Annotated in this window: 13 protein-coding genes and 1 rRNA gene; 4 read left to right on the top strand and 10 right to left on the bottom strand. The window is 59.2% G+C overall.

What is annotated here, in order from left to right:
- Positions 1–125, bottom strand: a 16S ribosomal RNA gene (locus tag NH344_RS13465); the annotation flags it as partial.
- Positions 126–713: 588 nt separating this feature from the next.
- On the opposite strand from NH344_RS13465, the gene NH344_RS13460 reads away from it, so the two are divergent.
- Positions 714–1,739: an aspartate carbamoyltransferase gene (locus NH344_RS13460; protein WP_044628642.1), complete on the top strand. Its 1,026-nt coding sequence runs from the start codon at positions 714–716 to the stop codon at positions 1,737–1,739.
- Positions 1,740–1,751: 12 nt separating this feature from the next.
- On the opposite strand, the gene ruvX is transcribed toward NH344_RS13460, so the two are convergent.
- The 7 genes from ruvX to NH344_RS13425 form a co-directional block, all read right to left on the bottom strand.
- On the bottom strand, positions 1,752–2,207 hold the full coding sequence (gene ruvX / locus NH344_RS13455; RefSeq protein ID WP_044628532.1) for a Holliday junction resolvase RuvX: 456 nt from the start codon (positions 2,205–2,207) through the stop codon (positions 1,752–1,754).
- Between the two features lie 28 nt (positions 2,208–2,235).
- The gene (locus tag NH344_RS13450) at positions 2,236–2,793 is read right to left on the bottom strand and encodes a YqgE/AlgH family protein (protein WP_137094176.1); all 558 of its coding nucleotides are present in this window, start codon (positions 2,791–2,793) and stop codon (positions 2,236–2,238) included.
- 67 nt (positions 2,794–2,860) lie between these two features.
- Positions 2,861–3,817: a glutathione synthase gene (gshB, locus tag NH344_RS13445; RefSeq protein ID WP_172415796.1), complete on the bottom strand. Its 957-nt coding sequence runs from the start codon at positions 3,815–3,817 to the stop codon at positions 2,861–2,863.
- A gap of 69 nt (positions 3,818–3,886) precedes the next feature.
- A complete protein-coding gene (locus NH344_RS13440; RefSeq protein WP_137094175.1) occupies positions 3,887–4,591 on the bottom strand; it encodes a S1-like domain-containing RNA-binding protein in 705 nt (234 codons plus the stop codon).
- 137 nt (positions 4,592–4,728) lie between these two features.
- Positions 4,729–5,496 carry a 16S rRNA (uracil(1498)-N(3))-methyltransferase gene (locus tag NH344_RS13435; protein ID WP_044628536.1) on the bottom strand — a complete coding sequence of 256 codons (768 nt, stop codon included), beginning with the start codon at positions 5,494–5,496 and terminating at the stop codon, positions 4,729–4,731.
- Between the two features lie 3 nt (positions 5,497–5,499).
- A complete protein-coding gene (secB, locus tag NH344_RS13430) occupies positions 5,500–6,009 on the bottom strand; it encodes a protein-export chaperone SecB (protein WP_044628537.1) in 510 nt (169 codons plus the stop codon).
- A gap of 61 nt (positions 6,010–6,070) precedes the next feature.
- On the bottom strand, positions 6,071–6,493 hold the full coding sequence (locus NH344_RS13425) for a rhodanese-like domain-containing protein (RefSeq protein WP_253028011.1): 423 nt from the start codon (positions 6,491–6,493) through the stop codon (positions 6,071–6,073).
- Positions 6,494–6,747: 254 nt separating this feature from the next.
- Here NH344_RS13425 and gpmI point away from each other — a divergent pair, with 254 nt between their 5' ends.
- From gpmI to NH344_RS13410, 3 genes are all read left to right on the top strand, one after another.
- Positions 6,748–8,310, top strand: coding sequence for a 2,3-bisphosphoglycerate-independent phosphoglycerate mutase (gene gpmI, locus NH344_RS13420; RefSeq protein WP_253028010.1), 1,563 nt, complete (start codon positions 6,748–6,750; stop codon positions 8,308–8,310).
- Positions 8,310–9,467: a peptidoglycan DD-metalloendopeptidase family protein gene (locus tag NH344_RS13415; protein ID WP_253028009.1), complete on the top strand. Its 1,158-nt coding sequence runs from the start codon at positions 8,310–8,312 to the stop codon at positions 9,465–9,467. The genes gpmI and NH344_RS13415 overlap by 1 nt, the downstream gene beginning before the upstream one ends.
- 117 nt (positions 9,468–9,584) lie before the next feature.
- Positions 9,585–10,886: a S41 family peptidase gene (locus NH344_RS13410; RefSeq protein WP_253028008.1), complete on the top strand. Its 1,302-nt coding sequence runs from the start codon at positions 9,585–9,587 to the stop codon at positions 10,884–10,886.
- Here the strand turns inward: NH344_RS13410 and NH344_RS13405 are convergent, their stop codons facing one another.
- Positions 10,887–12,143, bottom strand: coding sequence for a UbiH/UbiF/VisC/COQ6 family ubiquinone biosynthesis hydroxylase (locus NH344_RS13405; RefSeq protein ID WP_172515185.1), 1,257 nt, complete (start codon positions 12,141–12,143; stop codon positions 10,887–10,889).
- Positions 12,144–12,185: 42 nt separating this feature from the next.
- Positions 12,186–13,424 carry a 2-octaprenyl-6-methoxyphenyl hydroxylase gene (gene ubiH, locus NH344_RS13400; protein ID WP_253028007.1) on the bottom strand — a complete coding sequence of 413 codons (1,239 nt, stop codon included), beginning with the start codon at positions 13,422–13,424 and terminating at the stop codon, positions 12,186–12,188.
- Positions 13,425–13,468 lie beyond the last annotated feature (44 nt).

Genomic DNA, 13,468 nt, shown 5'->3' with positions numbered 1-13,468 from the left:
CTATGCATTACTCACCCGTCCGCCGCTCGTCAGCATCCAGCAAGCTGGATCTGTTACCGCTCGACTTGCATGTGTTAGGCCTGCCGCCAGCGTTCAATCTGAGCCATGATCAAACTCTTCAGTTTAAAATCATTGTGATGCTTACTCCTCACCCGAAGGTAACAAAAGCGCATCAAACTTGGCTCAAGGTTCAAACGAATTCATTCAAACTTTCGTTCTCATGACCGCTTGCCTTGATATTTGGTGACTTATCACCCTCATCGGCAAGCGCCCACATGAATTACCTGATCAAATTGTTAAAGAGCAACTTTCTTGAGTTCGCTGCGACGGGCTCGGTGACCTGAACCGTGTTGCCTCAGCGAGGAAGGCGTATTCTACGCACTTCCTGGCGTTTGTCAACTACTGTTTTCAGCAAGTGAAGCGAGCGATCCAAACGACAACAAGACGGCTCTAACTTCCTGACAAACCAGAGGTTTTTCAACCTCATTCACCGCTGGCAACGCTGGGCGTCCCCGGCAGCGGATGCGTACTTTACGGATTCGCGGCCGGGTTGGCAAGGGCTAATTATCAAATAGTCGAAAAAAGTTCCTGCCGCCTTATTTGCCCTCTTTATAGAGCAATGGAAACCGCTTCGGCACGTCTAGTTTGGCGGTTACACTTAGCACTTTATACAGCGCCACCTTCACCCACGCCCACTAAAGATGAGGTCCATGATGAGCCAGCACCTATTAACTGTCGATTCATTAAGCCGCGAGAGCGTTGATCACTTATTACGCGTGGCGGCACGCATGGAGCCGATTGCTAGCCGCCGCCAAGTCACGCGGGTGTTGGAAGGTGCAGTGTTGGGCAACCTGTTTTTTGAAGCGAGCACTCGCACACGGGTGAGCTTTAATGCCGCATTCTGCCGACTGGGGGGAAGCGTGTGCGACACCACAGGCTTTACCTTCTCTTCCATGGCCAAGGGCGAGTCGCTTTACGACACCAGCCGTGTAATGAGCGGCTACTGCGATGCGATTGTGATGCGTCACCCAGACCAAGGTTCGGTAGCCGAATTCGCCGCCGCCACCCATGTGCCCGTCATTAATGGTGGCGATGGCCCAGGCGAGCACCCAAGCCAAGCCCTGCTGGACCTTTATACGATTGATAAGGAGTTTCAGCGATTAGGCAAACGCTTAAGCGGGGCGCATATTCTGCTGACCGGTGATTTGAAATACGGTCGCACGGTGCATTCACTGATTAAGCTGTTGTCACTCTATGACCCGCTGCGTATTACGCTGGTGTCGCCACCAGGGCTGGAGATGCCTTCTTACTTAATTGATCTAGTGGCTTCTCGCGGGCATCGCATTGAGCAACGCGACTCACTGGCCAGTGACTTTGCCGATTTGGATGTGGTGTACACCACCCGCATTCAGAAAGAGCGCTTTACGGATGAAATGAACGAGAGTTTCCAGGGGCTTTCCGACGACTTTATGGTCAACCGTGATTTTCTTGACCAGCGCTGTAGCCAAAGCACGATCGTGATGCACCCGCTTCCCCGCGATAGCCGCCCAGGCGCTAATGATTTGAACGTCGATTTGAACGGCGATCCGCGGCTGGCGATTTTCCGCCAAACCGATAATGGTATCCCCATGCGGATGGCGATTTTTGCCACGCTGCTAAAAGTGGATGACCTGATTGAGAAAGACCTGCGCCCGGTCCGCTGGTTCGTGCCTTCCCAAACTGGCACCCTAGACCGTTAATACGGCGCTGGATTAGTAAGCGCTCCGTCCGCCGGGAAGGCCTTCCTGGTGGGCGAACCAACCTTCCAAAATTAACACCGCGGCAATACCGTCTACGCTCTCTTCTCGGTAGTTACCTCGGTGGCCCGCCGTGTGGGCAATCCGCTTGGCTTCTTGAGTCGAGCCACGCTCATCGACCATCTCACAGGGTTTGCCGTAGCGGCCATGCAGGCGATTGCCGAACTTACGCGCCCGGGTACTCATAAGCGACTCAGTCCCATCCATATTGAGCGGTAAGCCGACGACGAACAGATCTGGCTGCCACTCTTCAATAAGGCGTGTGACCACGTTCCAGTCAGGAATGCCGTCACGGGCGGGCAGCGGCGTCAGCTCCCGCGCACTGTGCAGCAGCTCGTTACCCACGGCGACGCCAATGCGCCGCGTTCCAAAATCAAACGCCAAGATCAGGCGCTGCCCGTTATCTGCCATACCACTTACGCCTCATCCAACCGCACGCTTATGCATGCCCTGCGTTGCGCGTCATTAGGTTTAAATCAACCCCGAGAATACCGGCGGCGGCCGTAAGGCGCTCGGCTGGAGGCGTATCAAACAGCACGCTGCTTTGGCCCTCTACCGTTAGCCAGGCGTTCTCTTTCAGCTCATCCTCTAGCTGACCCGCTTCCCAACCTGCACAGCCTAAGCACACCAGAAAGTGTTCAGGGCCAGTGCCATCCGCCAGCGCTTGGAGAATATCCATGGAAGTAGTGAGCGCAATGCCATCTTCCACCTGGATGCTGGAGTCCCACGCTTGGCTGTCGCCAACGTGAAGAATAAAGCCGCGATCTTTATGCATGGGGCCGCCGTAGTAGACCGGCGCATTGCGGTGAGGGCTGTCGTCACCGCCGAGTGAGAGCTGCTCAAACAGCGCATCCAGGGTAATTTCCAGCGGGCGGTTGGCAATCACGCCCATACAGCCATTGTGGTCATGGTCACATAAATAAATCAGGCTGCCCGTGAAATTAGGGTCTTCCATGTGGGGCAGCGCCATCAAAAAGTGGTGTTTTAAGCTTTGCATGCGTCTCCTACGGCTTGCCGATGGCTCGGCAAGCCTTACGTCATTTGGCGAATAGAACGTTCACCGATTAGGCCAAGCGACGTTCGATAGCGTCTAACAGCATTCCGGAAATATCGGTGCCGCGCTGATCGTCGATCTCACGGACACAGGTGGGGCTCGTCACGTTGATTTCCGTGATGTAGTCGCCAATCACGTCCAGGCCGACAAACATCAGACCTTTCTCGCGAATCATCGGCTGTACTTGTTGAATCAACCAGTGGTCGCGCTCGGTCAGTTCACGGCTCACACCGCGACCGCCTGCGGCCAGATTGCCGCGGGTTTCGCCCGCCGAAGGGATTCGCGCTAAGCCAAACGGCACCGGCTCGCCATCGACCAAGAGAATCCGCGTATCGCCATCCTTGATTTCCGGCAGGTAGCGCTGAGCCATGATTTGGCGCTGGCCACGCAGCGTCAGTTGCTCAATCACCGCACCAATATTGCGGCCATCGGGGCCGATATGAAAAATGCCCGTGCCACCCATGCCGTCGAGTGGCTTGAAAATCACATCGCCGTGCTCGGCATGAAAGGCGCGCAGTACATCATCACGGCTCGCCACAACCGTCGGCGCGCAGCACTGGGGAAACTGCTGGGCAAAGAGCTTCTCATTACACTGCAACAGCGCAGCAGTGGGGTTGACCACCAGCACGCCCTCGCGCTCGGCAAAGCCCAGTAGATGCACCGCGTTAATAAACTCCGCATCCACCGGCGGGTCTTTCCGCATCAGCACAACATCCAGCTCGGCCAACGGACGCTGAGTCGCCTCGCCCAGGTCGTACCAGTGCTCTGGGTTACGGTGCACGGTGAGTGGACGCATCCGCGCGTAGGCTTTGCCCGCCTGTAAGAACAGGTCGTCCTGCTCCATGTAGTGCAGCGTATAGCCGCGCTCTTGAGCGGCCCACAGCATGGCTAAGGTGGTGTCTTTCTTGTACGCGATGTCGCTGATGGGATCCATCACCACACCGAGATGCAACGTTGATTGGCTCATCGAAATACAGTCCATGCAGAATCAATAAGTCATCAGTATGCCGCACTGCAGGCACGGCTCCAACCGCGGCTATTGATCCGACGTATCGGAGAGCGCACCGGGCACTAGGCGGATCGCATCCGGCGCCAGGGTGATCAACTGCTGTTTATAGAGACGGCCAATCGCCTGCTTAAAAGCGCTCTTGCTAACTCCCAAGCGGGTTTTGATATCGTGCGCCGAGCTTTTATCACCCAGCGGCAAATAGCCGCCGCTCTCACGCAGCGCTTTCAGCACTTTATCACCCACCACATCCAGGCGGGCCGCGCCGGGCGGTAGCAGTGAAATATCCACGCGGCCATCCTCGCGGCGCTGTTTCACAAAGCCTTTCAGCGACTGCCCACGGCGCAGAGGTTGGGTAATATCGTCCTGATAGATCAGCCCCCAGTAGCGGTGATTGACCACTACTTTCATGCCTAAGTCCGTGCGGTCGGCCACCACCACATCGACTTCGTCGCCCTTCTCTAGCGCCCAGGCGTCGTCCGTCAAAAAACGGTCAAGACGCATGGTAGCGACCGGCCGCCCCTGGTCATCGCTATACAGCATCACCAGTACCCGTTTGCCGGGGTCGGGACGAAAGCGCTGCTCGCTATAGGGCAGCAGCACGTCTTTAGGCTGCCCCCAGCGCAAAAAGGCTCCGGTACTGTTCACCGCCGTCACGGTTAAATAGGCCACATCGCCCAGTTGGGCAGACGCATCGCTGGCGGATCGGGGGGTGGAGTGTGACTCACGGACCATGGGTGCCGTCCTTACAAGAAGTAGATCTTCATTATGGTACCTTGCCTAAGCAAGGCAAAGCAGCGTCGAATGACGCCAGCGCTGGGTACAAAAAACCGCTACCGCAGCAAACACGGCAGCGGTTTGATAGTAAGCGCTTACAAATCGCCGTAGTGGTGCTGCAGCAGCGTGAGCGCGACAACAGGAGCCGTTTCGGTGCGTAGCACCCGTGGCCCCAGCGTCAGTGGCGTAAAGTGGCTGGCGATAGCGGCCTGAATATCCGTATCGCTTAAGCCACCCTCTGGGCCAATCAACAGTGCGGCGGACGCGGGACGCTCTGGCTGAGCAAAGCCGTTACCTGTCGCTAAGTGCAGCATCAAGCGCAGCGGCTCTTGGCGCTCGGCCAGCCACTCACCTAACGCCTGCGGAGGGTGAACAGGCGGCACCACTGCCCGGCCGCTCTGTTCGCAGGCACTGGCCGCCACGGCCTGCCAGTGCGCCAGCTTTTTCTCTTCGCGGTCGCCTTTCAAACGCACATCGCCCCGCTCGGTATACAGCGGGGTAATCGCCGCCACACCTAGCTCAACGGCTTTTTGAATGGCGTAATCCATGCGGTCGCCCTTGGAAATCGCTTGCCCAAGATGCACCACCAGCGGCGACTCGCCACTGCCTGACCACACCGCCTCAACAGTAACAGTGGTGTGCTTACGCCCCACCTCCGCCAGCCGAACACCCGCCTCTTGGCCTGCGCCATCAAACAAGATCAGCGGCGCGCCTTCGCCCATGCGCAGCACGCGGGTAACGTGCTTAGCAGGGCCCTCAGGTAGCGTTAAGGTAGCGCCCGCTGACAGCTCAGCAGGCACATAGAGACGCGGCATTTTGCCGTGTAGCGCGATCCAACCAGCGGCGTTTAGCGAACCCGACATAGCTTAGTGCGTGTTCTCAGCCGCTTGGCTTGCCTGCTGCGCTTCGCGCTGCTTGCGCTGGGCGTACATGGCTTCGAAGTTGACCGGCGCCAGCATCAGCGGTGGGAAACCTCCACGGTTGACCAGGTTGTCAACACACTCACGGGCGTACGGGAACAGCAGGTTAGGGCAGAACGCACCCAGCGTTTGCTCAAGCTGTGCGCCTTCGATGCCGGAAATACGGAACAGGCCCGCCTGCTCGACTTCTGCCAAAAACGAGGTGGTGCCAGTTTCGCTGTCGTTGACCTGCGCGGTCACTTTGACGACCACTTCATACTGGTCGTCGGCCACTTTCTGGCTGGTGGTGTTGAGGTCCAGGTTCACCTTCGGCTTGAACGCCTGCTTGAACACAGAAGGAGAGTTCGGCGCTTCAAAGGAAATGTCTTTCACGTAAATACGCTGTAAAGAGAATTTCAGCTGGGGCTTTTCGCCTTCAGCGGCACCGGCCTGCGGGGTGTTGTTATCTTCCGCCATGGGAGACTCCTCGTTATTCATTCAATAAAAAAGCGTGCGGCCCAGAGGCCGCTTTCGTCGTTTACTTCTTCACTACGGGAAGACCATCGGCCTGCCACTGCAGCATGCCGCCGCGCAGCTTCATCGCCCGTTCAAAGCCCGCTTTTTCCAGCTTTGCCTGGGCAGCGCCCGAACTTTGGCCATGCTTGCAGACCACAATGATCGGCTGGGCTTTCACTTTATCCAGCTCGTTCATGCGGCTATCAAGGCTGCTTTGGGGAATGTTGCGAGCGCCAGCGATATGTCCGGCTTTGAAGTCTTTGCTCTCACGAATGTCCAGCACCACCGCGTCTTCGCGGTTGATGAGCTGAGTGGCCTGGGTAGAGGACACCGCATTCGAGGAGGCGCTACGCGTTTCATAAACAATCCACGCTATGAGCACCAGCAAAAATGCCCCCACGAGGAGGGGGTGGTTCATTACGAATTCGAACAGCTGATCGATCATCGCGAACACAATCTCTTGGTCTATGCAGAAAAAAGCGGCCTAACCGCCCTCAGAAACGCGACAAGTATACACGTCACAGGGCATACCGCGCAGGCCATGACGCCCGACGGCTGCCTGCGTTATGATGCCCCAAGCGCGCGCCTGTCGCGACCCCGATTATCAGGTGTTGTCTGAAAACTGGCTGAGCCGCCCTCACCAGCGTTTCAAACTGCACCTCACGTCGCTTGGCTGACTCAAATACGAGGGAATTTTCAATGACAACACCTGCACCGCGCCCCGTTGCGCTGATTATCCTAGACGGCTACGGCCACAACCCCGACAACGCCTACAACGCTGTCGCTGCGGCCAACACCCCAGTGATGGACGCGCTATGGGCCAACCGCCCTCACGCCTTCGTGCATACCGATGGCCGTCATGTGGGGCTACCCGACGGCCAGATGGGCAACTCCGAAGTCGGCCATATGAACCTGGGTGCCGGGCGTATCGTTTACCAGGACTTCACGCGCATCACCAAAGCCATTGAAGATGGCGACCTGGATACCAACGAGGTGCTCACCAAGCCCATCGACGCAGCAGTCGCCAATGGCCGTGCCGTGCATCTGCTGGGCCTGCTCTCTCCAGGCGGTGTCCACAGCCACGAAGATCACTTTATTGCCATGGCCGAGCTAGCAGCGCGGCGCGGTGCCCAGCGCATCTACGTGCATGCCTTTCTAGATGGGCGGGATATGCCGCCGCAAAGCGCACTGGCGTCTATCGAGCGCGCCAACGCTCGCCTTTCAGAACTGGTCGGTGCCGATAACGGTTTTGTGGCTTCCATCATTGGCCGCTTCTTCGCCATGGACCGCGACAACCGCTGGGAGCGCGTTGAACAAGCCTACCGCCTGCTCACCGACGGCCACGCCGATTACACCGCCACCAGCGCGGAAAGCGGACTACGCGACGCCTACCAGCGCGGCGAAACTGACGAATTTGTGGCGGCGACCAGCGTGCCGGTTAACGGTAACGCCATCACATTACAAGATGGCGACGCAGCGATATTCCTAAACTTCCGCTCCGACCGCGCTCGTGAGCTGACCCGCGCCTTCACCGATGCAGAGTTCACCGGCTTTGAGCGCCGTGCGCGCCCAACGCTTGCCGGTGATGGCTTGGTCATGATGACGCGTTACGCAGCGGACATCGCCGCGCCAGCCGCGTTTCCGCCCACCGACTTAACCGACACCCTAGGCGAAGTGGTCGCTAAGCGCGGCCTCACCCAACTGCGGATTGCCGAAACAGAGAAGTACCCCCACGTGACGTTCTTCTTCTCCGGCGGTAACGAAGCTGAGTACGAAGGCGAAGAGCGCATCCTGGTGCCCTCCCCCCGTGACGTTAAAACCTACGACGAAAAGCCGGAAATGAGCGCCTATGAGATTACCGATAAGCTTGTAGAAGCCATTGATAGCGGCCGTTTCGATCTCATGGTGTGCAACTACGCCAATGGCGACATGGTAGGCCACACTGGGGATTTCGACGCCGCCGTGAAAGCGATTGAGACCGTCGATATTTGCGTTGGCCGCGTGGTGGAAGCGATTGAGCGCGCGGGCGGTGCCTGCCTGATCACTGCCGACCACGGCAATGCCGAGCAGATGGTTCACCCGGAAACCGGTGCACCGCAAACTGCCCACACCACCTTTGTGGTGCCGCTAGTATACGTTGGTGAGCGCGCCGCCCAGCTCGAAGATGGCCGCCTGTGTGACCTTGCCCCCACGCTGCTGACCATGATGAATCAGCCACAGCCTGAGGCGATGACCGGAACTCCGCTGCTGCGCTTCGAGTAATGCCCATGTGGCAACGGCTAGCTCGAACGGCCTTATTAACGACGGCCTTGCTAATGCTGGGCTATTCGTCGACGGCGATGGCACAACAGGACGAGCAGGCCGCCAGAGAGCAGCTCGATGCCCTCGGTCAACAGATTGACGCCATGGCCGAGCGGCTGAGTGCCACCGGCCAAGCGCGGAACAGCGCCCAGCAAGAGCTAAGGGAAGTGGAAACAGAGCTGGCCCAGACCCACCAGCGGCTGGACCAGCTACAGGCCGAGCGACGCCAGCTCGCCGATGAAACCACCCAGCTACGCCAGCACCGCGAACGCTTAGAGGGTGAACGCGATGCCCAGTACGCCGCGCTAGGTCAGCAGCTTGCCGCGCTTTACCGGCTGGGGCCAACGCCCCAGCTGAAGTTGCTGCTCAACCAAAGCGATCCCGCTGAACTTGACCGCATGCAGGCCTACTTAAACCGGCTAACACAGGCGCGCCAGCAGCGCTTGACCGATATCGCCCGTCTGGATACCGCGCTTGTGGATACCGAGCAGGCGCTGGCCGAGCGCCAGACCCGGCTGGATGCCCTGGCGGACGAACTGGAAGCGCAAAGCGCGCTGCTGGCCCGCCGTACCGAGGAGCGGCGCAGCGTCGTGACCACGCTGGATGATCGTTACGAGAGCGAAGCCGACCGCCTGGCCGATCTCAGCCAGAGCCGCGAACAGGCCGAGCAACAGCTCCGCGCGATTCAGGCCGAACTGGCGCGCCTGGCAGAGCCCACACCTACCACGCACATTACCCGCACCCAAGGCGATTTGCCTTGGCCCGTGCAAGGCAGCATCACCGCCAGCTTTCAGCGGCGGAACGGGGTTCACTACAACGGCATCGTGATTCAGGCCAGCGAAGGCACGGCAGTCACGGCGGTTCATTCAGGCCGTGTGGTGTTTGCCGACTGGATGCGAGGGTTCGGTAACTTATTGATCATCGACCATGGCGATCAGATCATGACGCTGTATGCGCACCTGCAACAGTTCAGCGCCCGTCCCGGTCAACAGGTGAGTCGTGGTGATGCCATAGGCCGAGTGGGCAATAGTGGAGGACAATCCCGACCCGCCCTCTATTTCGAAGTGCGACGAGGCGGAGAACCTATTAATCCGCAACGTTGGATTGCGCGCCGTTGACGGGATAAGCTGGTGCTACTCTCTTTATAGTCACGTTCTTTATTGTCGCTCTCTTTACCATGAACCTCACAACCCGTGCAGTGCCACTGGCACTGCCTTTCGCCTAGCGGAGTCCGCATGACGCTATCTGTTACCGAGGTATCGGCCCCTGCCAAGCGCTTCTTGGCTACCCTGCTTCCGCTCGCGCTGCTGGCTGCTCCGCTACCCTTGGCAGCCCAACCGGCGAACAGCGTTGCCGACGACCTGCCACTAGAAGAGATACAAACCTTCGCGGAAGTATTCGAGCGCATCAAACGCGGCTATGTAGAAGAAGTGGATGACCGCACCTTACTGCGCAATGCCATGCGCGGCATGCTCAACGAGCTAGACCCTCACTCGGCCTATTTAGACGAGGAGGAGTATCAGAGCCTGCGAGAGTCTGCCCAAGGCGAGTTTGGCGGTATCGGCATTGAAGTGGGCACCCAGAATGGCCAACTGATGGTCGTCACGCCCATTGATGACACGCCCGCTTCACGGGCCGGCCTGCTGTCTCAGGATATTATCGTCGCCATCGATGGCACCCCCACCGATAGCCTATCGCTGCAGGAAGTCGTCAACTTAATGCGCGGCGAACCCGGCACGCCACTGCGTTTAACTATTTTGCGCTCAGGTGAAGAGTCGCCCCGCGAGTTCACGCTCACCCGCGAAGTGATCCGCAGTGAGAGTGTCAAACATGAAACGCTGGAGCCAGGCTACGGCTACCTGCGTATCAGCCAGTTTCAGTCACGTACTCCCGAACAGGCGCGCCAAGCCATTGAGCGCATGATGCGCGATCAGCCGCTGGAAGGTTTAATTCTGGATCTGCGTAATAACCCTGGTGGCGTTCTTCAGGCGGCGGTCGGAGTGACGGACCTCTTTCTGGATGAAGGGCTGATTGTGTATACCGAAGGGCGACTCTCGGATACCGAAATGTCGTTTTCTGCCTCTCCGGATACGCCGGCGGGCGACATACCGCTCGTGGTGCTAATCAACAGCGGCAGCGCATCAGCGGCTGAAATTGTCGCAGGCGCTCTGCAAGACCAGCGCCGGGGCGTCATCATGGGCACTGAAAGCTTTGGTAAGGGCTCGGTACAGCAGATCATGCCGTTGGGCAACGGCGAAGGTTTGAAGCTCACTACCGCCCTTTACTACACTCCGAATGGCCGCTCGATCCAGGCGCAAGGCATCGAGCCGGATGTCGAGGTGGTACGCGGCCGTCTGGAAGTCGCGGAAGGGCGTCGTGAAATTCGCGAAGCAGATCTAGACGGCCACTTAAGCAGCCAAGACGATATGCCCCCGGAGCGCGCCGCCATGTCTCAGCGGCTGCGCGACGACTACCAGCTCAGCGAAGCCCTTAACCTGCTGAAAGCGCTGAACGTGGTGGATCGCCGCCGCGGCTAGCTAGCGGCACGACGCCGGCAGGCGGCCCCGCTCTCCGGTCGCCTGCCGCATCACCACACGCTTAAGCGGCACGAGCTGGTTCATGCCACTCATCCCCAGGTTGCGCGCCAGCGTAAACACTGGCTGATGGCTGCCAAACAGCACCTTAAAGCCTTTCATTAAGCCCAGCATGGCCGTGTTATCCAAGCGCCGACGGCGCTCATAGCGACTCAGCGTGGCCAAGCTACCCCAAGGGGCACCCCGGTGCCATGCCGCCACCACCTCTTCGGCTAATACCGCCGCGTCCATTAATCCCAAATTAACGCCCTGCCCGGCCAGCGGATGAATGCTATGGGCGGCATCGCCTACTAGAGCCAAGTTGGGCTGCACATAATGCTGGGCGTGGCGTTGCACCAGCGGAAACCGATAGGCGCTATCCACGGGCATGACATCGCCCAGGCGATGGTCGAAAGCTTCGCCAAGGGCCTTCCCCAGTGCCTCAGCAGAGTAAGCGGTGAGTTCACAGGCATGCTCAGGCGTTGTGGACCATACAATGGAACAGAAGCGATCATCTCCATTGGCAGTGAGCGGTAAGAAAGCCAGCGGACGACCACCGATAAAGGCTTGGCGAGCGGTAGCGCCGTGGGACTGTGCGCAGCGCACCGTGGTGACAACCGCCTCTTGCTCCATGGACTCCTCCGCCACCGAGATGCCTGCTAGCGCTCGCAAGGCAGAGCGTGCGCCGTCGGCAGCGATCACCAGCGGCGTTTGTAGCTGGCTACCGTCCTCCAGTACCAGCCAGCGGCCGCTGGCAGTCGTCTGTAGCGCCGATACACTGACGCCATCGAAGCGTGTCAGGGTCGGCTGCTTGGCAACTTGCTGATTCAGCGCGGCCTGTGTGACATCGTTTTCTACAATATGGCCGAGCACGGCGGTGCCCGCTTCGTCCGCCGAGAAGTGAATATGGCCACTACCCTCAGCATCCCACACCTGCATATAGCGGTAAGGCGTTACCCTTGCCGCCGCCATGGCGGGCCATACGCCCAAATGCGTGAGCAGCCGTTGGGACACCGGGGTCAGCGCGCTAACGCGGGGGGCAGGAATCTCGCCAGCGACGTCATCCAGGCGCAGCGGCGATGCCTTGGCTTCCACCAGCGCCACCTGCATTCCCGCTTCTGCCAGTAGCCCGGCCAGCGCAGCGCCCACCATACCCGCGCCAACAATTACCGCATCGAAACGCGTGACGGGCGGCTTAGCTGCTTGTGATTGCGTTGTCATAACACTCCTTGGCTTGGGTCATTGAGGGCACTGATAAGAGCGTCAGCGCTCCAGGCCCATCGCGCGGCGTGCCAAGCCACGGCGCAGCGGGCCAATCAAATTAAGGCCGATCAACCCAGCGCCACGGGCGTGGGGCAGCAGCGGCAATGAGTAACCAAACAGCCGCACTAAGCCGTCACTAAAGCGGATCACATTGGCGCGGTCTTGGGCGCGGCGGCGCTCAAACGCCTGCAACGTGCTCATATCTCCCAAGGAGTGCTGCTGCTGAGCACCTTGGGAGAGCGCTTCAACCAAATCCATCACTGAACGCAGCGCTAAATTGAAGCCCTGGCCAGCTACTGGGTGCAGCGCATGGGCCGCATTGCCCAGCACGGCTAAGCCGGGGCGCACGGGCTCTTCTGCAGTCACCAGCGAAAGCGGATAGCTAAACCGCTGGCCAATGCGGGCAAAGCGCCCGACTCGGTCGCCAAACGCCTGCTGAAGCTGGCTCAAGAAGGCATGATCCGGTAGCGATAATCGTGCCTGCTCGCTACCGCTGGCATGGGTCCAGACCAGCTCCATAGCCTGCCCCGGCAGTGGCAGCAGCGCGATGGGTCCCTCGGAGGTAAAGCGTTCGTAAGCAATCCCTTGATGGGGCTGGCTAATGCCCACATGGGCAATGACCGCCGTCTGCTCATAGGAGTGGCGGCGGCTAGCAATCCCTAGCTGTTCCTTCAGCCCCGAGCGGCCGCCATCGGCCAAAATGGTCAGCGCGGCCGTTAGCTCGCTGCCATCGGAAAGCCGCAAATGGTGGCCGCTGGCCGTGGGAGTCATCTGTGCCACCGTGGCTGGGCAGTGCCACTCAATCGGTAATTGCTGCAGCTTCTGATGCAACACGCGTCCCATCCAAGCGTTGGGTATCACGTGACCCAAGGCAGCGACGCCTAGCTCTTGTGCATTAAGACGCGTCGCGCCCAAACGGCCCCGCTCGCTGATATGAATACGATTAATCGGTGTGGCCTCGACCTGCATCGCTTCCCACACGCCTAGCTGTCGAAAGCGCTGTGCCGAGCCTTCAGCAATGGCGCTGGCGCGGGCATCAAAGCTTGGCTGCCACGTCGTTTCCTCGGCGCTCTGCGGTAGCGCATTGGCCTCAATGATGGCGACGCGCCAGCCATAGCGCTCAATCAGCGGTGCCAATGCACAGCCCAAGCTGGCACCCACCAGCCCACCGCCCACAATCACGATGTCATGGGTGGGCGACTGCTGCTGTGCAGGCGTTACCTGTTCTGCCCCATGCATTGGCTTCTCCTCTTCACAATACGCGCTTATATAACGCACTTACA

Origin of the sequence: Halomonas sp. Ps84H-12 (assembly GCF_024124725.1) — a bacterium.
GTDB lineage: Bacteria > Pseudomonadota > Gammaproteobacteria > Pseudomonadales > Halomonadaceae > Vreelandella > Vreelandella aquamarina.
The sequence above is the reverse complement of the archived record's forward strand: the minus strand, read 5'-3'. Positions and strand labels throughout refer to the sequence as shown.